Here is a 24,270-nt window from a genome sequence, read left to right on the forward strand (position 1 = left end):
TTGAATCCGTACCGCCGCGGCGCTGGCGTGGCCTGCGCTCCGGCATCGCCGCAACGGCGCTGTCGGTGCTGGCCGCGGCCGCCGGCGCCGCCACCCTGGGCGAGATCTACGCGATGGCGCTGCAGGTCGATGCCCAGTTCGCATCCGCCCGGGCGGCAGCTGCCGCCGGCCGGGAGAAAAGCGCGCAGGGGAGAGCCGGGCTGCGTCCCAACGTCGACCTGGGCGGCAACTACAAGCGGGTCCGCGAGAACGGGGGCGGCCAGGTCGTCGACCCGCGCTACTACAACTCGAGCCAGGCCGGGCTGAACCTGACGCAGCCGCTCTTTCGCAAGGTGAACTGGGAAACCTACCAACAGGGCGAACTGCAGGCGCAACTGGCCGAACAGCAACTCAGGCTCGCCGAGCAGGAGTTGATCCTGCGTGTCGCCAAGGGCTACTTCGACGTGTTGCAGGCCCAGGATGTGCTGACGGCCGTGGCGGCCCAGAAAGACACCTTCGCACAGCAGGCCGCGCAGGCCAGGCGCGGCATGGAAGTCGGGCTGGCGTCGATCACCGATTTCAATGAGGCGCAGGCCCGGCTCGACCTGACCATTGCACAGGAGATCGCGGCGCGCAACGACCTGGAGATCAAGCGCAGCACGCTGGAAAAGGCGATCGATCGCGAGCTGCCACCCCTGGCGCCGCTCGCCGAACAGTCGCCGGTCGACATCATAGAGCCGGCCCAGTTGCAGGGGTTGGTGGCGCGCGCGCCGGAGTCCGCACTGCAGGTCGGCGCCGCCGAACTCGGCGAGCAGATCGCACGGCGAGAGCTCGCGCGCCAGGAAGGCAGCGCCTTGCCCACCGCAGACCTCGTCGCGGGCCTGAACCACACGCGCAACGGGAATTTCGTCACCCAGGGCCCGAACGCCCTGCGCCAGATCACGCTCGGGATCGACGTGAGTTTCGGGGTCTACCAGGGGGCGCGACGGCGTCGCGGGTGCGCGAGGCGGCGGCGCTGCTCGAACGCGCGCACCAGGAGCTCCTCAACGCCCGCCAGCAGGCACGGCTCGACGCGCGCCAGGCCTTTCACGGCGTTTCCTCCGGCAGCGCGCAGCACCAGGCCTTGCGCAAGGCGCTGGCCAGCAGCGAAACGCAGGTGCAGTCCACCCGGCGCGGGCTGGCCGTCGGGACCCGGACGCGGGTGGACGTGCTCAACGCCGAACAGCAGTGGTACTCCACGCGCAAGGACCTCGCCGTGTCCCGCTACCAGACGCTGGTGGCCGGCCTGCAGTTGAAGGCGGCAGCCGGCGAGCTCGCGCCGGCGGACCTGCACATGCTCGACCGGCTGCTCGCCGGGACGCAGTGACATCCGCTCCACCGAGTCCCACGCATGGCCGCAGTGTCTTCCCCGGTTCTGAGTTCACGACACCGGATCCCTGGGACGCCCTGGCATCGGCGGCCGACGGCGAGCAGCTGTGCCGCGCCTGGCTCGAGGTGCTGGCCACGTCGCTGTTGCAGGCGCGGGCCGGGATCGTGTTGCTGGCGCAGGACGACGGAAGTTTCGCTCCCGTCGCCGGCGTGCCGGCGACGCGCGACCTGAGCTACCTCTCCGAAATCGCGACCGATGCCCTGCGCACGCGCGAGGGCGTTGTGCGCCATGACGAGCTGGGCCACGTGCGCCTGGCCTATCCGCTGCAGTTGCAGCAGGTGCTGGCCGGCGTCGTGGTGCTGGACCTCGGCGCCGCCGAGCCCGCAGCGCTCGAACGCGCCCTGCAGCTCACGCACTGGGGGGCCGGCTGGCTCGTCGACCTGCTGCGCCAGCGCGGCGCGGCGCAGGCTTCGGCGGGGCTGCGCCAGGGTCGGTTCCTGCTCGATACCGTTCTGGCCCTGCAGAACGAGCGCACCGAACGTGAAGGGGCCCTGGCCCTGGTGAACCGGCTGGCGCGCGAGTTCGGTTGCCGCCAGGTGCTGCTGGGCGTGGCGCGCCGCAAGACGCTTCGCCTGGTGGCCGTTTCCGGCTCCGCCGTTTTCGACCATCGCGCTGGCGCGATGCACTCGGCCCTGGAGGCGATGCACGAGGCCTATGACCAGCGCCAGCGCATCGACTGGCCGCCGCCTGCGGAGGCTCCGGCGCTGCGCATCCACGCGACACACGCGCGCTACGCCGCGCAGCAGGGTGTCGCCGCGCTGTGCAGCGTGCCGCTGGTGGCGGCGCAGCGGGTGCTGGGCGTGCTGATGCTGGAGCGCGATCACGCCTTCACGCCCGCCGACCGTGAATTCGTGGACACCCTGGCGCTGGGCGTGGCGCCCCTGCTGGACTTGCAGCACGACGCCGGCCTCGGCGCATGGCATCGGGCAGGACGGACTGCGCGCCGCTGGATCGGCGTGGCAACCGACAGCTCGCACCCGGCGCTCAAGCTCGGCGCCGCGTCCCTGGCCCTGGTGCTGCTCCTGCTGGGAACGGTGCCGGCGCCGATGCGCGTGCCGGCGCGGGCCCAGGTGGAGGGTTCGATGCAGCGGTCGGCCGTCGTGCCCTTCGAGGGCTTCCTGCGCGCGGCGCCCGCGCGCGCGGGCGACACGGTCAAGGCCGGCCAGGTGCTGGCGGTGCTGGAGGACAAGGACCTGAAGCTCGAACGGGTGCGCTGGCAGTCGGAGCTCGAAGTCGCGCAGCGCAAGGAACTCGAGGCGATGGCCAAGGGCAACCGGGTCGACCAGCGCCTCGCCGCGGCGCAGGCCAACCAGGCGCGGGCCCAGCTCGACCTGGTCCTGGGCAAGCTGGAGCGCGTGGAGGTCACCGCGCCGTTCGACGCCACCGTCGTCGCCGGCGACCTTTCGCAGCAGCTGGGCTCGCCGCTGGAGCAGGGCAAGGTGCTGTTCGAGCTGGCGCCGCTGGATTCGTGGCGCGTGATCCTCAAGGTGGACGAGCGCGACATCGGCCACGTGCGCACCGGCGCCACCGGCGAGCTGGTGCTGGCCAGCCTGCCGGGGCGCAGCTGGCCGTTCACGGTGCGCAAGCTCACGCCGGTGTCGGTGGCCGAGGAGGGACACACCTACTTCCGCGTCGAGGCCGAACTGGCCGACAAGGCGCCCAAGCTCAGCCCGAACATGGAAGGCGTCGGCAAGATCGACGCCGGGCGGGCAAGCCTGCTGTGGATCTGGAGCCGCCCGCTGGTGGACTGGGCGCGCCTGGCCTGGTGGAAGCTGGTGCCGTGAGGAGCGCTCGGACATGACGCGCCCGCTGCTGTCCAACCACTGGCACCGCGTGTGCGGGCTGCGGCCCCGCCTGCGCGGCCATGTTCGCATCCACCGCCACGAGTACCGCGGCCAGGTCTGGCACGTGTTCGAGGATCGCATCGGCGGACGCCATCATCGTTTCAACGCGGCGGCCTGGCGCGTCATCCAGCTGCTGGATGGCCGGCGCGACCTCGCGACCCTGTGGGCGCTGCTGACGCAGACGGTGGACGACGAGACGCCGACGCAGGACGACATCATCCAGCTGCTCGGCCAGCTGCATTCGGCGGACCTGGTCTACGCCGACGTGACGCCTGACAACGTCGAGCTCCTGGAGCGCGGACGCAAGCACGCGCGCGCGAAGTGGATCGGCCGCCTCGCCAACCCGATCGCGCTGCGCTTTCCGCTCTACGATCCCGACGCACTGCTGACGCGGCTGGCCCGCTGGTTGCGCCCGCTGGACGGCTGGACTGGCATCGGGCTCTGGCTGGTGGTGGTGTTGCCGGCGCTGCTGCTGCTGCCTTCACAATGGGCGGGCCTGACCGGCAACGCCCAGGAGCAATGGCTCGCCGCCGACAACCTGTTGATGCTGGCCCTGCTGTTCCCGCTGGTCAAGGTGCTGCACGAACTCGGGCACGGCCTGGTCTGCAAGTGGCGTGGCGGCGAAGTGCACGAATGCGGCGTGATGCTGCTGGCCTTCTACCCGGTCCCGTTCGTCGACGTCTCGAACGCGGCGGCCCTGGGCAGCAAGTGGCAGCGTGCGCTGGTCGGCGCGGCCGGCATGCTGGTCGAACTGTTCATCGCCGCTATCGCGTTCTACCTCTGGCTGCTCCTGGAGCCGGGCCTGCTGCGCTCGATCGCCTACAACGTGGCGGTGCTGGCGAGCGTGACGACCGTGTTCTTCAACGCCAACCCGCTGCTGCGCTTCGACGGCTACTACATCCTCGCGGACCTCGCCGAGCTTCCCAACCTGGGCGCGCGCGCCAACCGGCACTGGCAGGACCTGGTGGAGCGGCGCGTCTTCGGGGTGCAGGGCGGCGAGCCGCCGCGCGCGGGGGCGGACGAACGCCGGTGGTTCCTGGCCTATGCGCCCCTGGCCTACGTCTATCGCCTGGTCGTTGCGATCGGCATCGCGATCTTCATTGCGCAGAAACTGTTCTTCGTGGGCGTCGCGCTCGCCCTGTGGTCCATCGGCCAGTCGCTGGTCTGGCCGGTCTTCAAGGGTCTGCGGGCGTTGGCCACGGCACCCCGGTTCGCCGGCCACGGGACGCGCATACGCGCCGTGCTGGCCGGAGGCGCCGCCGGTGCGGCCCTGCTGCTGTTCGTGGTGCCGCTGCCGATGCATACCGTCACGGAGGGCGTGCTGTGGCTGCCCGAGCGCGCGCTGCTGCGCGCCGGGACGGCCGGCTTCGTGCGCCAGGTGCTGGCGGCCCCGGGCACGCAGGTGCAGCCGGGGCAGGCGGTGATCGAGTCGGTGGAGCCGGCGCTGGTGGCGCGGATCGGGGCGCAGCGCGGGCGGCTGGAGGAAATCCAGGCGCAGCTCGATGCGGCCTGGACGGTGTCGCAGGCGCGTGTCCAGCAGCTGGAGCAGGATGTCGCGCGCGAGCAGGCCGCGCTGGCACGGCTGGAGGACGAGGCGCAGCAGCTGACGCTGCGCGCCTCGGTCGCCGGTGCCTTGTTGGTGGACCGGCCGGACGACCTGCCGGGACGCTACGTGAAAAAAGGCGAGGTGCTCGGGTATCTTCGTACCGCCGACCCGCCGCTGGTGCGCGTGCTGGTGCCGCAGGGGGATGTGGACACCATCCAGCTGTCCACGCGCGCGGTCGAGGCGCGCATGGCGCAGGCCCCCGAGCGCAGCTGGCCCGCACGGCTCGCGCGCCAGGTGCCGGCGGCGACGCGCCAGCTGCCCAGTGCCGTGCTCGCCGTGGCGGGCGGCGGCACGGTGCAGACCGATCCCCGCGATGCCAAGTCGCTGGCCACCGTGGAGTCCATGTTCGAGTTCGAGCTTGAACTGCCGCACGAAGTGCCGCACGACTTCCTCGGCTCGCGCGTGCACGTCCGCTTCGAACACGCGCCCGAACCCGTCGGCCTGCGCGGCTGGCGCGCGCTGCGGCGGGCCTTCCTTTCGCACTTCAATGTCTGACGCCCTGCGACTCGCCCGCACCGCCTTTCCAGAGCGGGAGGACCTGGCCGAGCATGCGGCGGACCAGTGGGCGCGCGGCTTGCTGCGTTCGCTGCGCGGGATCGTGCCGGCCCCGGCGCGCAGCGAAGTGGCGCGCCTGGCCCGCGCGCAGCAGCAGCAGGCGCAGGCGCTGGCGCTGCTGGACGACGACGCCCTGCGCGCGCGCCTGCGTGAACTGGCGCCGGCGGCCGTGCGCGAGCGCCGCCGCGACGACTTGACCCGCGTGCTGTTGCTGGTGGGCGAGGCTGCCAGGCGTGTCATCGGCCTGCTGCCGCACCCTCGCAGCTGTTCGGCGCCGGCGTGATGCTGCGCGGCCGGCTCGCCGAGATGGCCACCGGCGAAGGCAAGACCCTCACCGCCGGACTGGCCGCCTGCGTGGCGGGCGTGGCGGGCATGCCGGTGCACGTCGTCACGGTCAACGACTACCTGGCGGAACGCGACGCGGCAACGCTCGGGCCGCTGTATGCGTTCGCCGGGCTGCGGGTGGGTGTGGTCCACCACGGCATCGAGCCGGCGGAACGGCGCCTGGCTTACGCCTGCGACGTCACCTACTGCACGAACAAGGAACTGGTGTTCGACTACCTGCGTGATCGCGTGGCGGCGGGCGGGCGGGCCAGCGCCGCGCAGTTGCGCTCGCGCCAGCTGTACGACGGCGCGGCACTGCAGCCGCCCCTGCTGCGCGGACTGCACTTTGCCATCGTCGATGAATGCGACAGCATCCTGGTCGACGAGGCGCGCACGCCGTTGATCCTGGCGGTGAAGGCCGGTCCGGTGGACCACGCCGCGGCCCTTCCGCAGGCGCTGCGCATCGCGGGCGGGCTGGAGCGGGGCCTGCACTGGAGCCTGAACGCCGCGCGGCGCGAGATACGCCTGACCGACGCCGGGCGCGCCCAGGCGACGACTGCCTGCCAGGACCTCGGCGTGCCGTGGCCGGCCGCCCACGTGCGCGAGCACCTGGTCGTGCAGGCGCTGTGCGCGTTGCACCTGTACCGGCGGGATCACCAGTACCTGGTCGACGCCGACGGGAAGGTCCAGATCATCGATGAGTACACCGGCCGCGTGTTGCCCGGGCGGACCTGGGAGCAGGGCCTGCACCAGATGATCGAGACCAAGGAAGGCGTGCCGCTGTCCGAGCAGACCCGCACGCTGGCCCGCATCACCTACCAGCGATTCTTCTGCCGCTACCTGCGCCTGGCCGGCATGACGGGCACCGCGCGTGAACTGGCGCACGAACTGTCCGTGGTGTACCGGCTGGAGACGGTCGTCGTTCCGACGCACCGCCCGGTCGTGCGCACGGTGCTCAAGGCCCGGCTTTGCGCCGACGCCGCGTCCAAGTGGCAGGCCGTCGCGGCGTTCGCCGCCCAGCGGCAGGCGGCCGGCCAGCCCGTGCTGGTCGGCACGCGTTCGGTCGAGGCCTCCGAGGAGTTGAGCGCGGTGCTGGCGTCCCGCGCCGTGGAGCACCAGGTGCTCAACGCGCGGCAGGACGCCGAGGAGGCTGCGATCGTCGCGGCGGCGGGGCGACGCGGGGCCGTCACCGTGGCCACCAACATGGCCGGCCGCGGCACCGACATCGCGCTCGGTGAAGGTGCCGCAGGGCTGGGCGGCCTGTGCGTCGTGCTGACCGAGTTCCACGAGTCGCCGCGCATCGATCGCCAGCTGTTCGGCCGGGGGCGCGCCAGGGGACCCCGGATGCGCTGTCGCGATCGTGGCGCTCGACGACGGGCTGTTCGCCCGGCATGGCGGCGGCGCCTCCAGGCTGCTGCGCTGGGCGCTGCGGATGCGTCCCGGGCAGATGGCGTTCTGGATCGAAGGCGCGCGCGTGGCGGCACAGCGTCGCGCGGAGCGCATGCACGCCCGCACCCGGCGCGACACCTTGCGGCAGGATCGGCAACTCGACAAGATGATGTCCATTTCAGGGGACCCGATATGAACCGAACGCTGATCTCGCTGTTGACGCTCGCCCTGCCGTGGTCCGCGTGGGCCGAGATGGCCGCGCCCGCGGGCGGACCCAAGCCCGGTTCGGGCGGCTACGCGTGCCTGATCGAGCCGATGCAGCGCATCGAGTTGCGCAGCCCCGTGGAAGGCCGCATCGCGGCGATCCACGCCGAACGCGGCGCCGAGGTGCGCAAGGGCCAGATCCTGGTCGAACTGGACACGGCCAGCGAGCGGGCCGCGCTCGAAGGCGCCCGGTTCCGCGCCCACATGCAGGGGCAGATCCGCAGCGCCGACAGCCGCCTCAGCGCAGCGAAGGAGAAGTTCCAGCGCCGCGACGAACTCCTGAAGGAGAAGTTCATCGCCAACCAGGACCGCGACGACGCCCTCGCCGAGCTCAATCAGGCGGACGCGGCGGCCGCCGAGGCGCGCGACAACCAGCGGCTGGCAGCGCTGGAGCAGCAGCGGCTGGCCGAACTCGTCGAACAGCGCCGCCTGCGCAGCCCGGTCAACGGCATCGTGACCGAACGCCTGCAGGGGGTGGGTGAAATCGCACAGGCCGGGGACGGCGCGCGTCCCGTGTTGCGCCTGGCGCAGACCCAGCCGCTGCGGGTCGAAGTCGTGCTGCCCGTGGCCATGCTCGGCAAGGTGAAGGTCGGCAGCACCGGGATCGTGGAACCGGAACCCCCGCTCGGAGGCCGCCATGTCGCGACGGTCACCATCGTCGACCGGGTGGTCGACTCGGCGAGCGGCACCTTCGGCGTGCGGCTCGAGTTGAACAACCCGAAGGGCAGCATCACGGCCGGCGTCAAGTGCCGGACCCGGTTCGAATAGGCACTTCGACCGAGAGGCCCGGACGGGCCCCGAGCGGTGGGAGGTGCGTGTCATCCTGCCTCTCCGTTACACCGAGCGCAGAACCGACGTCCTCCGATCGGGTGTATCCCGAACGGAGGCTGGCACCGGTGGTTGAGACATGCAGAGGAGCTGTTCGCCCATGGCGGCGCGACGCCTCAGTGCGCCTCTTCCCAGTTCGCCCCGATCCCGATCTCGGCCAGCAGCGGCACGCGCAGCTCCGCCACACCCGCCATCAGGCGCGGGATTTCCGTGCGCAGCCACTCCACCTCGTCGTCCGGCACCTCGAACACCAGTTCGTCGTGCACCTGCATCACCATCCTGGTGGCGCGCTGCTCGCGGTCCAGCACTTCCTGCACCTTGCACATCGACAGCTTGATCAGGTCGGCGGCGGTGCCCTGCATCGGCGCGTTGATCGCCTGGCGCTCGGCGCTGCCGCGGCGCGGGCCATTGGGTGAGTTGATCTCCGGCAGGTAGAGCCTTCGGCCGAACACCGTCTCCACGTAGCCGCGGGCCTTGGCCGACAGCCGCGTCTCATCCATGTACTGCTTCACGCCCGGGTACCGCTGGAAGTAGCGGTCGATGTAGCTCTTGGCCGCCGCGTTCTCGATGCCGAGGTTGCGCGCCAGGCCGAAGCTGCTCATGCCGTAGATCAGGCCGAAGTTGATCACCTTGGCGTAGCGGCGCTGCTCGCTGGAGACCTGGTCCAGCGCGACACCGAACACCTCCGAGGCCGTGGCCCGGTGCACGTCCAGGTTCTCGCGGAAGGCGCGCAGCAGCGCCTCGTCCTCGCTGATGTGCGCCATGATGCGCAGCTCGATCTGCGAGTAGTCTGCGCTGGCGATGCGGTGTCCCGGCGGCGCGATGAAGGCCTCGCGGATGCGCCGGCCTTCCGCCGTGCGAATCGGGATGTTCTGCAGGTTGGGGTCGTTGCTGGAAAGCCTGCCGGTCACCGCCACCGCCTGCGCGTAGTGCGTGTGCACGCGGCCCGTGCGCGGATGCACCTGCTGCGGCAGCTTGTCGGTGTAGGTTCCCTTGAGCTTGGACAGGCTGCGGTGCTCCAGCACCTTGGCCGGCAGCGGATAGTCCTCGGCCAGCTTCTCCAGCACCTCTTCGTCCGTGCTGGGCGCGCCGCTGGCGGTCTTCTTCACCACTGGCAGGCCCAGCTTGGTGAAGAACACCTCGCCGATCTGCTTGGGGCTGCCCAGGTTGAAGGGCTGGCCGGCCAGCTCGTGGGCTTCGCGCTCCAGCTGCATGATGCGGTTGCCCAGCTCGTTGCTTTGCTGCGCGAGCGCCTGCGCGTCGATCAGCACGCCGTTGCGCTCCACCCGGTACAGCACTTCGCTGCTCTGGATTTCCAGGTCGTAGATGAACCTGAGCTTGGAGTCGCGCTCCAGCTTGGGCCAGAGCGCCAGGTGCACGTCCAGCGTCTGGTCCGAGTCCTCGCAGGAATACTCGGCGGCCTTGTCCACCGGCACCTGGTTGAAGCCGATCTGGTGCGCGCCCTTGCCGGCGACGGTCTCGTAGTCGATGCCGGTGCGCCCCAGGTGGCGCTCGGCCAGGCTGGCCAGGCCGTGCGGCTTGTGCACTTCCAGCACGTAGCTTTCCAGCATGGTGTCGTGCACGTAGCCGCGCACGTCGATGCCGTGGTTGGCGAACACGTGGCGGTCGTACTTCACGTGCTGCCCCAGCTTCTTCTTCTCCGGGTCCTCCAGCCAGGGCTGCAGCCGCTGCAGCACGTCGTCGCGCGGCAGCTGGTCGGGCGCGCCCTGGTAGTCGTGCGCCAGCGGGATGTAGCAGGCCAGGCCCGGCTCGGTGCTGAAGGACAGGCCGACGATGTTGGCCAGCATCTCGTCCAGCGAATCGGTTTCGGTGTCCACCGCCACCAGCGACGCGGCCTCGATGCGCTGCACCCAGGTCTCGAACTGGTCCCAGGTGAAGACGGTCTCGTAGTGCAGCGTGGTCGCCTGCGACAGGCCGGAGAGGTCGGGTTCCTCGAACAGGCTGCCGGTGCTACCGGGGGCACCGGGACCCGCTCGCGCTTGCGGTGTTCCTCGATCAGCTCCGGCGGCACGTCGTGGCTTTCCAGCTGCTTGACCAGGCCCTTGAAGCCGTAGCGGTCGTAGAAGGACTTGAGCTTCTCGACGTCCTGTCCGCCGATCACGATGTCCTCCAGCTCGGGGAAGCCGGGGATGTGGTCCTTCAGGTCGCAGTTGGTGCGGATCGTGAGCAGCGCGCGGCCCTTGGGCAGCCAGTCCAGGGCCTTGCGCAGGTTCTCGCCGACGGCGCCCTTCACTTCGTGGGCGCGCGCGACCAGGGCGTCCAGCGAGCCGTACTCCTTGAGCAGCTTGACCGCGGTCTTGGGCCCGACCTTGTCCACCCCGGGCACGTTGTCCACCGCATCGCCCACCAGCGTCTGGTAATCCACCATCAGCCGCGGCGGCACGCCGAACTCCACTTCCACGCCTGCGAGGTCGCGGCGGCGCTCGTTCATGGTGTCGATCACCGTCACCTGCTCGTTCACCAGCTGCGACAGGTCCTTGTCGCCGCTGGAGATGATGGTGACCATGCCGCGCTCGGTGGCCATGCAGGCCAGCGTGCCGATCACGTCGTCGGCTTCCACGCCCGGCACGTGCAGCACCTTCCATCCGAGCAGGCGCACCACCTCGTGGATCGGCTCGATCTGCGCGCGCAGGTCGTCCGGCATGGGCGAGCGCGTCGCCTTGTAGTCCGGGTAGAGCTCGTCGCGGAAGGTGGCGCCGGGAGCGTCGAACACGCAGGCCGCGTAGTCCGCGCGCACGTCGCGGCGCAGCTTCTGCAGCATGTTGATCATGCCGCGGATGGCGCCGGTGGCCGGGCTCGCGGGGTCGCCTGGGACCGCGCGCAGGTCGGGCATGGCATGGTAGGCGCGGTACAGGTAGCTGGAGCCGTCGACCAGCAGCAGCACCTTGGGTTCGGGTTGGGGGACTTGGTCCGTCTCGCTCATAGGGAGAGGATTGTGCCCGGGTGCCGGAACCCGCACCCTTACAATGGCGCCCATGCGCTTGAGCCTCGCCCTGATCGCCCTCGTTCCCGTGCTGTCCTTCGCGCAGACGAAAATCGAGCGCGAAGGCACGCTGGATCCGCGCAGGAACCAGAAGATCGAGCGCATCCGAATCGAGGACGGCGGCAACCGCATCGACGAACTGCGCGTGGGCGGCCAGGCGCAGACCATCACGGTGCAGCCCAAGGCGGAAGTGCCCGGCTACGAGATTCCCACCGACGACCTCACCCGCAACCGCTCGCCCGAAGGCCGCGAGGGCATGGCAGGACGCAAGCAACGCGTCTGGAACGTCTTCGACTTCTGAGATGGCCGTCTTCACCGAAGTCTCGGAAAGCGAGGCCGGCGCCTTGCTGCGCGCGCTGAACCTGGGCGAACTGCGCGAGCTGCGCGGCATCCAGAGCGGCATCGAGAACACCAACTACTTCGTCACGGCGGAAGACATGCTGGGGCGGCGCGAGTTCGTGCTGACCCTGTTCGAGCGCCTCACCTTCGAGCAGCTGCCCTTCTACCTGCACCTGATGAAGCACCTGGCGCAGCACGGCATCCCCGTGCCCGACCCGGCGGCGGACAGGAGCGGCGACATCCTGCACACGGTGTGCGGCAAGCCGGCGGCGCTGGTGAACAAGCTGGAAGGCAAGCACGAACTGGCGCCCGGCACGGACCATTGCGCGCAGGTCGGCGCGATGCTGGCGCGCATGCACCTGGCCGGCCGCGAATACAAGCGGCGCCAGCCGAACCTGCGCGGCCTGCCCTGGTGGAACGAGACGGTCCCCGTGGTGCTGCCCTTCGTCACGCCGGAACAGTCGGCCCTGCTGCGCGGTGAATTGGCCTACCAGAACCACGTGGCGGCCAGTGCCGCCTATGCCGCGCTGCCGCGCGGCGCCATCCACGCCGACCTGTTCCGCGACAACGTCATGTTCCAGGACGGCAAGCTCACGGGCTTCTTCGACTTCTATTTCGCCGGCGTCGATGCCTGGCTCTTCGACCTGGCCGTGTGCCTGAACGACTGGGCGATCGACCTGCCCACCGGCGCGCACGACAGGGATCGCGCGCGTGGTTCGTTGAAGCCTATGCCGGCGTGCGACCCCTGTCGGCCGCCGAGCGCCAGCTGCTGCCCGCCATGCTGCGCGCGGGCGCCCTGCGCTTCTGGATCTCGCGCCTGTGGGACTTCCACCTGCCCCGCGAGGCCTCCCTGCTCAAGCCGCACGATCCCACGCATTTCGAGCGCGTGCTGCGCGAGCGCGTTGCGCATCCCGTCACGGCTTCGGCCCTGTGATGCGCGGTCGCTTCGCAAGCATCGGGTAAATTCGATTCGTGAAACTCAATATCGTCCCGGCGCGCACCGGCATCCAGTGGGTGAAACTCGGCGTGCGGACCTTCCTCAAGCAGCCGCTGGCGCTCACGGGACTGTTCTTCATGTACATGGCCGTGGTGCTGGTGATCTCGCAGATCCCCTGGCTCGGCTCGGTGGCCGGCGCCATGCTGGTGCCCGCGGCCACGCTGGGCCTGATGGCGGCGACCGCGGAAGCCGAAAGCGGCCGCTTCCCCATGCCCAGTGCTGATCAGCGCCTTCCGCGCCGGCCGCCAGCGCGCCCGCGCGATGCTGGTGCTGGGCGCGATCTACACCGCCGGCTCGATGGCGGCGACGCTGCTCGGCACGCTGGTCGCCGGCCAGCCGCCGGCGCCCTCGCCCGCCGACGCGGCGGGCCCGCAGCTCGACGCCCGCATGCTGGTGGTCCTGCTGTTCCACGTGCCGCTGGTGGTGCTGTTCTGGCATGCGCCCGCGCTGGTGCACTGGCATGGCATCTCGCCGGTCAAGAGCCTGTTCTTCAGCGCGGTCGCCTGCCTGCGCAACGCCGGCGCGATGCTGATGTACGGCTTCGCCTGGCTGGCGGTGTTCATGGTGGTGGGCTTCACCATCAGCACCATCGGCCTGATGCTGGGCGGCACGGCGGTGGCCCGCAGCATCATGATGCCCACCGTCCTGCTGCTGGTGGCCATGTTCACCACCTCGCTCTATTTCACCTTCCGCGACAGCTTCCGCGCCGACGACGCGGAAGTGGTGGCGGCAGAACCCGGAGGAGAAGAAGCGCCATGACCCGGCACACCCTGGAAGGACGCAAGGAGGACGAGCTGCTCTGGACCCGCCGGCGCGGCTTCCTGCAGGCCGCCGCCGCCTGGACCGCCCTCGGCGGCTTCGCGACAGCCCACGCCCAGCAGCGCAGCAACATCGTGGAGTTGCGCGGCGACGCGACGCTCAACGGCCAGGCCCTGCGGCAGCAGCAGTTCATCCAGACCGGCGACGAGATCGTCACCGGTCCCGGCGGCCACCTCGCCTTCGTCATGGGCAACTCCGCCTTCCTGGTGCGGCAGAACACGCGCATGCGGGTGGAGCGCGGCGAGACGCTGACGGCCGTGAGCGTGCTGCGGTTGATCACCGGCGCGGTGGTGAGCGTCTGGAGCAAGGGCAACCAACGGCAAGTCGTCATGCCGACGCTGACCGCCGGCATCCGCGGCACCGGCCTGTACTCCGAAGTGCAGGACAACGGCCGCAGCTACTTCTGCAACTGCTACGGCACGGTGGAAGTGTCGGCCGGCCGCGAAAGCGTGCTGTCGCAGGCCGAGTACCACCAGTCCTTCTGGGGCGAGGTGGCACCGCGCAACGGCAAGCTGCTGACGCCGGCGCGCGCCATCAACCACACCGACGAGGAAGTGGAGATGGTGGCGGCGCTGATGAACCAGCGCACGGCCTGGGAGATCCTGGGCCGCAAGGGCACGAAGGACGGCAGCGGCTACATGGACCCGCAGCCGCACCCGCTGGCGCGCTAGTTGCGCGCCTTGTAGTCGGCGATCGACTTCGCCAGGTCCTGGTATTCCTCGCAGGCCGGGCCGCCGCAGATCTTCTCCAGCTCCGCCAGGTGCCGCTCGGCATCGGGCAGCTGCTTCCTGGCCAGGTAGGCCTCGCCGATGTACTCGTGCGCGCCCTTGTGCAGCGGGTTGATCTTCAGGGCCATGCCGTAGTGGTCCATCGCCTTGACCAGGTCGGGCGAGGAGCGCTTGCGGTAGGTGTAGCCCAGGAGGTTGTGCACGTCGGCGTTCTGCGGGTCCTCGCGCAGCGCGGCGTTCAGCTCGCGCATGGCGCCGCTCCAGTCGTTCCTCGCCACCGCCTTGCGGGCGTTGGCCAGGCGGTCCTGCACCGTCGGCTGCGGCACGTTGGGGCTCGCGCCGGGCGTGTCGGCGGCCTGCACGGCCAGGGCGGCACACAGCAATGCGGTGGGGAGGAGAAGGGCCTTCATCGCGCGGCTCCGTGGGTCGGGAGCCGCAGTGTGGAGGCGCCGCCCCCGGGCCGTCAATCGGGAAGCTACGTCACCGGCGTGAGTTTCGCCACCGAAAGCGCCAGCCATTTGTGGCCGTGGCGCGGGAAGTTGATCTGCGCGCGGGCGTCGGTGCCCGAGCCTTCCAGCGTCAGCACCGTGCCTTCGCCGAACTTGGTGTGGAACACCTTCATCCCGGCCTTGAGGCCGTGCGCCGGCTCCGCCTTCTGCACCGGCACCTGCGGGTGGGCGTTGGTCTCGCTGCGGCCGTAGCCGCCGGACGAACCGGCGCCGCGCGAACTCGGATAGCCCATGCCGAAGCCGAAGGCCGAGCCGCCGAAGTTCTGGTTCTTGGGCGTCAGCCACTTCAGGGCGTGCTCGGGCAGCTCTCGAAGAAGCGGCTCTTGACGTTGTAGCGGGTCTGTCCGTGCAGCAGGCGGGTCTGCGAATAGCTGAGGTACAGGCGCTGGCGCGCGCGCGTGATCGCCACGTACATCAGGCGCCGCTCTTCCTCCAGCCCCTCGTAGTCGGCCAGTGAACGTTCGCTCGGGAACAGGCCCTCTTCCAGGCCGGTGACGAACACGCAGTTGAACTCCAGGCCCTTGGCGGCGTGCACCGTCATCAGCTGCACCGCGTCCTGGCCGGCCTGCGCCTGGTTGTCGCCGGACTCCAGCGCGGCGTGCGTGAGGAAGGCGGCCAGCGGCGACAGCGTCTCGCCGGTCTCGGCGTCGGGCGGCACGTAGTCGGGCGCCGGTTCGTTGATTTCCGGCAGGCTGGGATCCAGCCCCTGGCTGGCCGGCGACTGCCGCAGCACCGTGGCGCCGAGTTCATCGACGGGCAGCGCCACCGCGTCGCGGCCGAAGCCTTCCTCCGTGACGAAGCTCTCGGCGGCGTTGACCAGTTCCTCCAGGTTCTCCACGCGGTCGGCGCCGTCGCGCTCGGCCTTGTAATGATCGATCAGGCCGCTGCGCTGGAGCATCACCTCGATGATCTCGCGCAGCGTCAGGCCCTCGGTCTCGGCGCGCATGGCAGCGATCTTCTGCACGAAGGCCGCGAGGTTGGCGCCGGCCTTGCCGGTGGTGGCGGCCACGGCGTCGTGCAGCGAGGAGCCCGCAGCGCGCGCCGCGTCCTGCACCTGCTCGATGGTGCGCGCGCCGATGCCGCGCGCCGGGAAGTTCACCACGCGGATGAAGCTGGTGTCGTCGTTCGGGTTCTCCAGCAGCCGCAGGTAGGCGAGCGCGTGCTTGATCTCGGCGCGCTCGAAGAAGCGCAGGCCGCCGTACACGCGGTAGGGCACGGCGGCGTTGAACAGCGCGGTTTCGATCACCCGCGACTGCGCGTTGCTGCGATAGAGCACCGCGACTTCATGACGCGGGGTGTCGTCGCGCACCAGCTGGCGGATCTCCTCCACCATCCACTGCGCTTCGGCCATGTCGGTCGGCGCTTCGTAGACACGCACCGGCTCGCCCGGCCCCTGGTCGGTGCGCAGGTTCTTGCCCAGGCGCGTCTTGTTGTGCGCGATCAGCGCATTGGCGGAGTCGAGGATGTTGCTGAAGCTGCGGTAGTTCTGCTCCAGCTTGATCTGGTGGCGCACGCTGAACTCGCGCACGAAGTCCGCCATGTTGCCAACCCGCGCGCCGCGGAAGGCGTAGATGCTCTGGTCGTCGTCGCCGACCGCGAACACCGAGTTGCCCTCGCCCGCGAACATCTTCAGCCAGGCGTACTGCAGCTTGTTGGTGTCCTGGAACTCGTCGACCAGGATGTGGTGGAAGCGGCGGCGGTAGTGTTCCCGGATCGGGTCGTTGTCGCGCAGCAGCTCGTAGCTGCGCAGCATCAGCTCGGCGAAGTCCACCACGCCTTCGCGCTGGCACTGCTCCTCGTATAGCTGGTAGATCTCGACCTTGCGCCGGTCCTCCTCGGTGCGCGTGTCCACCATGTTCGGGCGCAGGCCTTCTTCCTTCCAGCCGGCGATGGTCCACTGCGTTTCCTTGGCGGGGAAACGCTCCTCGTCCACGTTGTGCTGCTTCATCAGGCGCTTGATCGCCGACAGCTGGTCCTGCGTGTCCAGGATCTGGAAGCTTTGCGGCAGGTTGGCCAGCTTGTAGTGCGCGCGCAGGAAGCGGTTGCACAGGCCGTGGAAGGTGCCGATCCACATGCCGCGCACGTTGACCGGCAGCATGGCCGTCAGCCGCGTCATCATTTCCTTGGCCGCCTTGTTGGTGAAGGTCACGGCCAGCACGTTGCCCGGGCCGATCTGGCCGGTGGCCAGCAGCCAGGCGATCCGCGTGGTCAGCACGCGGGTCTTGCCGGAACCGGCGCCGGCAAGGATGAGCGCGTGCTCGTTGGGCAGGGTGACGGCGGCGAGCTGCTCGGGATTGAGGTGCTGCAGCAGCGGCGAGTCGGCGGCGACTTCTGGGAACATGGGGCATTGTAGGAACCCCGGGGTCGCGCCAAGGAACCCTGGCCCGCGTCCATACTCCCACTGCCGTGCCACGCCGCCTGATTTCCGCCGCCCTGCTCGCCCTGCTCGCCCTGCCGCTGGCCGCGCACGCCCTGTGCACCAGCGACGGGGTGCCGCAGCCGCAGGCCGTGCTGGAGCGCTTCACCAACGCCGACTGCGCCGAGTGCTGGCGCGACCCGGCCACGCCGAAGCCCGGCGCCAACACCATCGCGCTGGACTGGGTCGTGCCCGGGCGCAAGGGCGGCGACGCGCCGCTGTCGGTGGTGGCGATGGACGAGGCGCTGGAGCGCCTCGACATGCTGGGCAAGCCGGTGCCCGAGCGCAGCGCCGCGGTCGGCAGCGTGCGCGCGGGTGACCCGGTGCCGCTGCGGCTGGCGCAGGGCGCGGCCTTCAACGACTACGTCGGCATCACCATGGAACTGAAGGACCCCGGCCGCGAGCCCTGGCGCGCCTGGCTGCTGCTGGTGGAGGTGCTGCCGGCGGGCACCGAGGGCAGCCCGGTGGCGCGCTACCTGGTGCGCAACGTGTTCCGGCCCGACTGGAGCAAGCTCGTGGGCCGGGCGCCGGGCCAGCTGGCCGAGGCCCGGGCGATGCAGATCCACGAGGGCGCCAGGCCGGAACGGCTGAGGCTGGTGGCGGTGCTGCTCGATTCGCGCGGGCGTATCCGGTCCATCAGCAGGACCGAATGTCCCTAGAAAGCACTCCGCAGTAGAATCAGTCACCGGGCCCAAGCATTTGTGGCCCGGTTCGCGTTTGTGGCCTGCCCACACGCCACCGGCCCCCACAGTCCAAGCGCTCACCTGTTCTTCAACAGCCTCCGGAGCCTGGAAATGGAAATCTTCGATTACGACAAGGTGCTGCTGCTGCCGCGCAAGTGCCGCGTGGAAAGCCGCTCGGAATGCGACGCGTCGCTCGAGTTCGGCGGCCGCCGCTTCAAGCTGCCGGTGATGCCGGCCAACATGAAGACGGTGGTGGACGAGCGCATCTGCCTGTGGCTGGCGCAGAACGGCTACTTCTACGTGATGCACCGCTTCGACCTGGACAACGTGCGCTTCGTGCGCAAGATGAAGGAAGCGGGCGCCTTCGCGTCGATCTCCGTGGGCGTGAAGCCGGCGGACTACGAGGCGGTCGACCGCCTGGCCGCGGAAGGCCTGGTGCCCGAGTACGTGACCATCGACATCGCGCACGGCCATGCCGACACGGTGAAGAACATGATCGCCCACCTGAAGGCGAAGCTGCCCGACACTTTCGTGATCGCCGGCAACGTGGGCACGCCGGAAGCCATCATCGACCTGGAGAACTGGGGCGCGGACGCCACCAAGGTCGGCATCGGCCCGGGCAAGGTCTGCATAACGCGCATGAAGACCGGCTTCGGCACCGGCGGCTGGCAGCTGTCGGCGCTCAAGTGGTGCGCCCGCGTGGCCACCAAGCCGATCATCGCCGACGGCGGCATCCGCGAGCACGGCGACATCGCCAAGAGCATCCGCTTCGGCGCCACCATGGTGATGATCGGCTCCATGCTGGCCGGCCACGAGGAGTCGCCCGGCCAGACGGTGGAAGTGGACGGCCGCCTGTACAAGGAGTACTACGGCAGCGCGTCCGACTTCAACAAGGGCGAATACAAGCACGTCGAGGGCAAGCGCATCCTCGAGCCGGTGAAGGGCAAGCTGGCGGAAACGCTGCGCGAGATGCAGGAAGACCTGCAAAGCTCGATCAGCTATGCCGGCGGCACCAAGCTGGCGGACATCCGGAAGGTGAACTACGTGATCCTGGGTGGGGACAACGCGGGGGAACACCTGCTGATGTAGGCAGGGTGTCGCGGTTCGGCTTCGCGCTCACCACGACCTACGAGGCCGCCTTCGTGTAGGTCGTGGTGAGCCCGCAGGCGAACCGCGACGCTTTCTCAGGCCCGCAACAGATCCAGCGCCAGCTGGTGCAACCTCTGGCTGGGCTCCACCAGCGCATCCAGCACGCTGAAGTGGTTCAGCCCCGGCAGCGTCTCGCACACCGGCACCCGCCGCCCACCCCAGGCTTCCTCGATCAGGCGGTTCTGCCGGTGGTACTCCGCACTCTCGTCGCCACCCGCCACCGTGTAGAGCGTTCCCTGCCGCGGCGCCGGCAGCCGCGCGGGCTGGCCTGCGCCACCTGCTGGCGGGTGAGCTGCAGCGTGGGCTGCAGGAAAGGCGTCTTCATGATCGGGTCCAGGTCGTGCAGCCCCGAGATCGCCAGCGCGCTGCGCACCGTGTCCTTCGGCAGCGCGCCATCGAGCTGCGGCCACAGGCAGGCCAGCATCATGGCCGCCAGCTGCCCGCCGGCCGAATGCCCGGCCACCACGATGCGGCGCCGGTCGCCGCCGAAGCGGCCGATGTTGTGCCAGGTCCAGGCCACGGCGCGCGCCACTTGCAGCGTGATCTGCGGGATGGTCACCGCCGGGCAGAGGGCGTAGTTGGGGATCACGACGCAGGCGCCGTGGCGGGTGAAGGCCGGGGCGACGAATGAATGGTCGCGCTTGTCCAGCGCCCGCCAGTAGCCGCCGTGGACGAACACCAGCACCGGCGCATCCCCGCTCGGCGCTGGAAACACATCCAGTGCCTCGCCCTCGCCGGCGCCATAGCGCAGGTCGAGCTCGCAAGGCCCTTCGGCCCGCGCCCTTTCCGACTCCGCGCCCCAGCGGGCGAAGTACCGGGGTGGTCCGGCACCAGCTCCCGGTTGTTGTACATGGCGTCGTGCCATGCCCCGTCATGCGACTGCAACTGCATCTCCTGCCCCATCCGTTTGCAACATCTTGACACAACTTGTCAGGGTTGCAAGTGAGGTTTTTGGCGTTGACAGGGCTGTATTCTGTATACAGCATATCGCCATGCCCGCCCAGCTCCTCCAACTCGAAGCCGCCCCGGACCTGGTCGACCGCGTTTATCGCACGCTGATGGACGCCATCAGTGACGGATCGTTGGCTCCCGCAGAACGTGTGACACAGGAGGAGATCGCGCAGCAGCTGGCCGTGTCGCGCCAACCCGTGCTGCAGGCGCTGCGCCTGCTCAAGCGCGACGGCTTCCTGCAGGACGCCCCCGGCCGCGGCCTGCAGGTGGTGCCGCTCGACGCCCAGCGCACGCGCGACCTGTACCAGGTGCGCGGCGCGCTCGACGCGCTGGCCGCGCGGCTGGCAGCGCAACGCCGCTTCCGCATCGCCCCCGAACTGCTGGAGGCGGGCCGCCGCGCCGCCAGCGGCGACAACGTGATGGCAATGATCGACGCCGACATGGCCTTCCACCAGGCGCTGTACCGCGCCGCCGGCAACCCGCTGATCGAGGAGACCGCGCAGCTGCACTGGCGCCACCTGAAGCGCGTGATGGGCGCGGTGCTGCAGCAGATGGCGCAGCGCGAGGCGATCTGGGACGAGCACCAGGCCATCGCCGAAGCCATCGCCGCGGGAGACGCCGACGGCGCCGCCCGCCTGATCGAGGAACACGGCCTGCACGCCAGCGACACGCTGGTGGAGCGGCTGCACGCCGTGTTGAACCCACCCACCCAGGACCCGAGGAGACGCCAGTGAGATTGACGAAAGAGCAGCTCGAGCAGTTCGATCGCGAGGGCTACCTGTTCTTCCCCGGCCTGTTCAAGCCGGAGGAAACGAAGACGCTGACCGCCGCCGTGCCGGAGCTGTACGCCCGCCGCGAGGCCTACAACGTGCGCGAGAAAGGCAGCGACGCCGTGCGCACGAACTTCGCCGCGCACATGGTCAGCGAGCCCTTCGCGCGCCTGGCGCGCCACCCGCGCATGGTGCGGCCGGTCATGGACCTCTTCGACGAGCAGGTCTACATGCACCAGTTCAAGATCAACGGCAAGATGGCCTTCGAGGGCGACGTCTGGCAGTGGCACCAGGACTACGGCACCTGGCTGAACGACGACATGATGCCCACCGAGCGCGCCATGAACGTCGCGATCTTCCTGGACGACGTCAACGAGTACAACGGCCCGCTGATGTTCATCCCGGGCAGCCACAAGAAGGGCGTGGTGGAGGCCAGGCACGACCTCACCACCACCAGCTACCCGCTCTGGACCGTGAGCAACGATCTGATCGCGCAACTGGTGGAACGCGCCGGCGGCAAGGACGGCGGCATCGTCAGCCCCAAGGGCCCGGCCGGCTCCATGATCCTGTTCCACAGCTGCCTGGTGCACGCGTCCACCAGCAACCTCTCGCCCTGGAACCGGGTGAGCGTGTACCTGAGCCTGTGCGCGGTGTCCAACCACATCCGCCGCTTCAAGCGCCCCGAGTACATCGCGCACCGCGACTTCACGCCGATCGAATGCCTGCCCGACGACTGCCTGCGCATGCCCTACCCCGTGGACGTGCCGTGGAAGAACGGGATGCCGGCCAGCGCCCTCGTCACCTCCTCCGAACCCATAGACCAGATCAAGAAAGCCGCCTGATGTCCCTCCACGCGAAACTCCAGCAACGCGCCGCGCAGGGCAAGCCCGTGCGCATCGGCCTGATCGGCGCCGGCAAGTTCGGCTCCATGTACCTCGCGCAGGTCCCGCGCACGCCGGGCGTGCACCTGGCCGCCATCGCCGACCTGTCGCCCGACAACGCGCGCGCCAACCTCGCCCGCGTGGGCTGGAAGGCGGAACGCACGCAGGCCGCCAGCATCGACGAGGCGCTCAGGACCGGCGCCACCCACGTCGGCGCCGACTGGCAGGCGCTGGTGCGCCATCCCGCCATCGACGTCATCGTGGAATGCACCGGCCACCCGATCGCCGCGGTGGACCATTGCCTGGAAGCCTTTGCCAACGGCAAGCACGTGGTGAACGTCACCGTGGAAGCGGATGCCTTCTGCGGGCCGCTGCTGGCGCGCAAGGCGGCCGATGCCGGCGTGCTGTATTCGCTGGCCTTCGGCGACCAGCCGGCGCTGATCTGCGACCTGGTGGACTGGGCGCGCACCTGCGGCTTCCCGGTGGTGGCCGCCGGCCGCGGCCACAAGTGGCTGCCGCACTTCAGCGAGTCCACGCCCGACACGGTGTGGAACAACTGGGGCCTGACGCCGGAGCAGGCGAAACGCGGCGGCCTCAACCCGAAGATGTTCAACAGCTTCCTCGACGGCTCCAAGCCCTCGATCGAGAGCACCGCGGTGGCCAACGCCACCGGCCTGCACGTGCCCTCCGACGGCCTGCTCTATCCGCCGGCCAGCATCGAGGACATCCCCTACGTGACGCGGCCGAAGAGCGAGGGCGGCGTGCTGGAACGCAAGGGCATGGTGGAAGTGATCTCCTCGCTGGAGACCGACGGCCGCGCCATCCCCTACGAGATCCGCATGGGCGTGTGGGTGACGGTGGAAGCGGAGACCGAGTACATCAAGAACTGCTTCGAGGAGTACAAGGCGCACACCGACCCCAGCGGCCGCTACTTCACGCTCTACAAGCGCTGGCACCTGATCGGCCTGGAAGTCGGCGTGTCGGTGGCCAGCGTGGCGCTGCGCGGCGAAGCGACCGGCGTGGCCACCTGCTGGAACGCCGACGTAGTGGCCACCGCCAAGCGCGACCTGCAGCCGGGCGAAGTGCTCGACGGCGAAGGCGGCTACACGGTGTGGGGCAAGCTGCTGCCGGCCGAGACCTCCATGCGCATGGGCGGCCTGCCGCTGGGGCTGGCGCACGACGTGAAGCTGGTGCGGCCGGTGAAGAAGGGCCAGAGCCTCAGCTGGAGCGACGTTGCGATGGACACGGGCACGCATGCGTACAAGGTCCGGCGCGAGATGGAATCGCTGTTCGCGCCCCGTGTGCTGAAAGCCGCCTGACCTGAAAACCGCTGCGCGGCTTTGCTACAATAACTGTCGTTGTGGGGGGTAGCTCAGCTGGGAGAGCGTCGCGTTCGCAATGCGAAGGTCGGGAGTTCGATCCTCCTCCTCTCCACCACAATGTTCCCAAGGCCTTGTCTCGACAAGGCCTTTTTCTTTGGGGCGCCGGTAGCCCAGCCTGCGGTGGGAATCTCCCTAATGGGCAGCTATCCGACGGCCGCGCGGCCGCGCAACCGGCTGCAACTTCCCGGCGAAGCCCCAAGATGAAGTCCATGGGACAGGACGACAGCATCGCCACACTTCGCTCGCGGGTTTCTGCGCTGGTCGCGCAGGAATCCACGCTGCTGGCGCAAGCATTCGAGGTCAGCCGAGAAGGCGGCGACCGGCGCGGCGTCGACACGCTGTTCGCGCAGGTCCAGGCGCTGCAGGTGGAACGCAACAGCTTGCAGAAGCGCATCGCGAACATGCTGGGCACGCAGCGCCTGCACGCGGCGTCCGAAGTCTGGCGGCCGGGCGTGTACCAGTACTGCGAGGAAGTGGGCGGGCCCAGCGTGCGCGTCAACATCACCCAGGGACCGCTGGGGCTGCAGGTCCACATCCCCGGCAAGAAGAACCCGGCGCGCATCGAGTCGCTCGACGGAACCTTCGACGGCCCGCTCGGCGTCGATGCATCCGCCCCCAATAGATCGCGTGGCGGCGGAGGCCGGCACAGCCGTGTGCTACACTTCGCGCCGTTGTCCCAGCCAGGATTGCAGTGCTTGCCGACCCGAGCAAGTCCTCGCGACGCAAGGCCTGTGGATACGACTCGTGGCGGGCTTGGAGCGATGCTCCCGACCTCCACCACAAACTTTCTCGCAGTGGGTTCTTAGCTCAGTTGGTAGAGCAGCGGACTCTTAATCCGTAGGTCGTAGGTTCGAATCCTACAGGACCCACCACTCACCCCTCCATGCACCGCCCTTGGGAAAAGCATCTCCGGATGGCCCTCGTCCTGGCCGCCGCCGCATTTGCGGTCGGCGAGTTCTGGAACGTGGCGGCCGGCTCGGCGATCGCGGCCGTGGCGGTGTTCGTCGCGCTGCGCCCCCTCTTCCGGCGCGACCTGCGCGGCCCGAAGAAGTAACGCACCCCTCAGCGGCGGTGGGGCGTGGCCGGGCGCAGCACGTCGCCGTACACGCGGCGGTGGTCCGCATCCCCGATGGGTTTCCTCAGCGATTCGTTCGCCGACGGACGCTTGCGCTTGTCGTCCTCGGCGATCAGCTCCCACAGCCCCGACGTACCTTCGCCGGAGCGGTGGCCTGGAGGTTGGTGCGTGTTCATGGGTACACCGTCGCACGCGAGGGCTCACTGACCTGTAGGACACCCGCGCCGCAGTGTTTCGGGGACGCAAAGCCGGGCGCAATGCAGGACTGTTTCCGCGCTCAGCAACGCCCGGCGCCTTCTGCGCTGTTACATGAGCCAGCCAACGAGCGGGCGAGCTATCCTCGGAAAGT

General features: G+C 69.5%; 17 protein-coding genes, 2 tRNA genes and 6 pseudogenes. 19 read left to right on the plus strand and 6 right to left on the minus strand.

Going from position 1 to position 24,270, the window contains the following annotated elements; genetic code table 11:
• Nucleotides 1–113 precede the first annotated feature (113 nt).
• From HK415_RS27065 to HK415_RS23940, 6 genes and pseudogenes are all read left to right on the plus strand, one after another.
• Nucleotides 114–314: pseudogene (locus tag HK415_RS27065) on the plus strand (TolC family outer membrane protein); the annotation flags it as partial.
• Nucleotides 315–976: 662 nt separating this feature from the next.
• Nucleotides 977–1,231, plus strand: a pseudogene (locus tag HK415_RS27070) (TolC family protein); the annotation flags it as partial.
• A gap of 110 nt (nucleotides 1,232–1,341) precedes the next feature.
• A complete protein-coding gene (locus HK415_RS26355; RefSeq protein WP_171559582.1) occupies nucleotides 1,342–3,192 on the plus strand; it encodes a GAF domain-containing protein in 1,851 nt (616 codons plus the stop codon).
• A gap of 13 nt (nucleotides 3,193–3,205) precedes the next feature.
• Nucleotides 3,206–5,353: a PqqD family peptide modification chaperone gene (locus tag HK415_RS23930; protein WP_216369784.1), complete on the plus strand. Its 2,148-nt coding sequence runs from the start codon at nucleotides 3,206–3,208 to the stop codon at nucleotides 5,351–5,353.
• Nucleotides 5,346–5,696: a hypothetical protein gene (locus HK415_RS23935; protein ID WP_216369785.1), complete on the plus strand. Its 351-nt coding sequence runs from the start codon at nucleotides 5,346–5,348 to the stop codon at nucleotides 5,694–5,696. Before HK415_RS23930 ends, HK415_RS23935 begins: the two co-directional genes overlap by 8 nt.
• A 23-nt stretch (nucleotides 5,697–5,719) precedes the next feature.
• Nucleotides 5,720–8,158, plus strand: a complete 2,439-nt coding sequence (locus HK415_RS23940) for an efflux RND transporter periplasmic adaptor subunit (protein WP_253262206.1) — start codon at nucleotides 5,720–5,722, stop codon at nucleotides 8,156–8,158.
• A 176-nt stretch (nucleotides 8,159–8,334) separates the two neighbouring features.
• Here the strand turns inward: HK415_RS23940 and polA are convergent.
• A pseudogene (gene polA, locus HK415_RS12245) lies at nucleotides 8,335–11,162 on the minus strand (DNA polymerase I).
• A 52-nt stretch (nucleotides 11,163–11,214) separates the two neighbouring features.
• On the opposite strand from polA, the gene HK415_RS12250 reads away from it, so the two are divergent.
• Together HK415_RS12250 and HK415_RS12255 are read left to right on the plus strand one after the other, a co-directional pair.
• On the plus strand, nucleotides 11,215–11,523 hold the full coding sequence (locus HK415_RS12250; RefSeq protein WP_253261858.1) for a hypothetical protein: 309 nt from the start codon (nucleotides 11,215–11,217) through the stop codon (nucleotides 11,521–11,523).
• A 1-nt stretch (nucleotide 11,524) separates the two neighbouring features.
• Nucleotides 11,525–12,495, plus strand: a pseudogene (locus HK415_RS12255) (homoserine kinase).
• On the opposite strand, the gene HK415_RS26360 reads toward HK415_RS12255, so the two are convergent.
• On the minus strand, nucleotides 12,476–12,718 hold the full coding sequence (locus HK415_RS26360) for a hypothetical protein (RefSeq protein ID WP_309246677.1): 243 nt from the start codon (nucleotides 12,716–12,718) through the stop codon (nucleotides 12,476–12,478). The pseudogene HK415_RS12255 and the gene HK415_RS26360 overlap by 20 nt on opposite strands.
• A gap of 56 nt (nucleotides 12,719–12,774) precedes the next feature.
• Here HK415_RS26360 and HK415_RS12260 point away from each other — a divergent pair, with 56 nt between their 5' ends.
• Nucleotides 12,775–13,317: a BPSS1780 family membrane protein gene (locus HK415_RS12260; protein WP_309246678.1), complete on the plus strand. Its 543-nt coding sequence runs from the start codon at nucleotides 12,775–12,777 to the stop codon at nucleotides 13,315–13,317.
• Nucleotides 13,314–14,048: a FecR family protein gene (locus tag HK415_RS12265; protein ID WP_171559589.1), complete on the plus strand. Its 735-nt coding sequence runs from the start codon at nucleotides 13,314–13,316 to the stop codon at nucleotides 14,046–14,048. The genes HK415_RS12260 and HK415_RS12265 overlap by 4 nt, the downstream gene beginning before the upstream one ends.
• Here the strand turns inward: HK415_RS12265 and HK415_RS12270 are convergent.
• On the minus strand, nucleotides 14,045–14,515 hold the full coding sequence (locus HK415_RS12270; RefSeq protein WP_171559592.1) for a tetratricopeptide repeat protein: 471 nt from the start codon (nucleotides 14,513–14,515) through the stop codon (nucleotides 14,045–14,047). The two genes, HK415_RS12265 and HK415_RS12270, sit on opposite strands and share 4 nt — an antisense overlap.
• 65 nt (nucleotides 14,516–14,580) lie before the next feature.
• Nucleotides 14,581–16,955: pseudogene (locus HK415_RS12275) on the minus strand (UvrD-helicase domain-containing protein).
• A gap of 65 nt (nucleotides 16,956–17,020) precedes the next feature.
• Here HK415_RS12275 and HK415_RS12280 point away from each other — a divergent pair.
• Together HK415_RS12280 and HK415_RS12285 are read left to right on the plus strand one after the other, a co-directional pair.
• Entirely contained in the window at nucleotides 17,021–17,689 is a 669-nt protein-coding gene (locus tag HK415_RS12280) for a hypothetical protein (protein ID WP_309246679.1), read from the plus strand.
• Nucleotides 17,690–17,824: 135 nt separating this feature from the next.
• The gene (locus tag HK415_RS12285; protein WP_171559595.1) at nucleotides 17,825–18,802 is read left to right on the plus strand and encodes a GMP reductase; all 978 of its coding nucleotides are present in this window, start codon (nucleotides 17,825–17,827) and stop codon (nucleotides 18,800–18,802) included.
• A gap of 95 nt (nucleotides 18,803–18,897) precedes the next feature.
• Here the strand turns inward: HK415_RS12285 and HK415_RS12290 are convergent.
• Nucleotides 18,898–19,747: pseudogene (locus tag HK415_RS12290) on the minus strand (alpha/beta hydrolase).
• Nucleotides 19,748–19,854: 107 nt separating this feature from the next.
• Here HK415_RS12290 and HK415_RS12295 point away from each other — a divergent pair.
• From HK415_RS12295 to HK415_RS12325, 7 genes are all read left to right on the plus strand, one after another.
• The gene (locus HK415_RS12295) at nucleotides 19,855–20,547 is read left to right on the plus strand and encodes a GntR family transcriptional regulator (RefSeq protein WP_171559599.1); all 693 of its coding nucleotides are present in this window, start codon (nucleotides 19,855–19,857) and stop codon (nucleotides 20,545–20,547) included.
• Nucleotides 20,544–21,425, plus strand: a complete 882-nt coding sequence (locus HK415_RS12300) for a phytanoyl-CoA dioxygenase family protein (RefSeq protein WP_171559602.1) — start codon at nucleotides 20,544–20,546, stop codon at nucleotides 21,423–21,425. Before HK415_RS12295 ends, HK415_RS12300 begins: the two co-directional genes overlap by 4 nt.
• Entirely contained in the window at nucleotides 21,425–22,783 is a 1,359-nt protein-coding gene (locus tag HK415_RS12305; RefSeq protein WP_171559607.1) for an NAD(P)H-dependent oxidoreductase, read from the plus strand. The genes HK415_RS12300 and HK415_RS12305 overlap by 1 nt, the downstream gene beginning before the upstream one ends.
• Before the next feature lie 43 nt (nucleotides 22,784–22,826).
• Nucleotides 22,827–22,901: transfer RNA gene (locus HK415_RS12310), tRNA-Ala, on the plus strand.
• 154 nt (nucleotides 22,902–23,055) lie between these two features.
• Nucleotides 23,056–23,652, plus strand: coding sequence for a cell division protein ZapB (locus HK415_RS12315; protein ID WP_171559610.1), 597 nt, complete (start codon nucleotides 23,056–23,058; stop codon nucleotides 23,650–23,652).
• Nucleotides 23,643–23,718: transfer RNA gene (locus tag HK415_RS12320), tRNA-Lys, on the plus strand. The genes HK415_RS12315 and HK415_RS12320 overlap by 10 nt, the downstream gene beginning before the upstream one ends.
• 41 nt (nucleotides 23,719–23,759) lie before the next feature.
• Nucleotides 23,760–23,900: a hypothetical protein gene (locus HK415_RS12325; RefSeq protein ID WP_171559614.1), complete on the plus strand. Its 141-nt coding sequence runs from the start codon at nucleotides 23,760–23,762 to the stop codon at nucleotides 23,898–23,900.
• An 8-nt stretch (nucleotides 23,901–23,908) separates the two neighbouring features.
• Here HK415_RS12325 and HK415_RS12330 read toward each other — a convergent pair whose 3' ends face one another.
• The gene (locus HK415_RS12330) at nucleotides 23,909–24,097 is read right to left on the minus strand and encodes a hypothetical protein (protein WP_171559617.1); all 189 of its coding nucleotides are present in this window, start codon (nucleotides 24,095–24,097) and stop codon (nucleotides 23,909–23,911) included.
• Nucleotides 24,098–24,270: the final 173 nt, after the last annotated feature.

The sequence above is a fragment of the Ramlibacter montanisoli genome, from assembly GCF_013087525.1.
In the GTDB taxonomy this organism is placed as follows: Bacteria; Pseudomonadota; Gammaproteobacteria; order Burkholderiales; family Burkholderiaceae_C; genus Ramlibacter; species Ramlibacter montanisoli.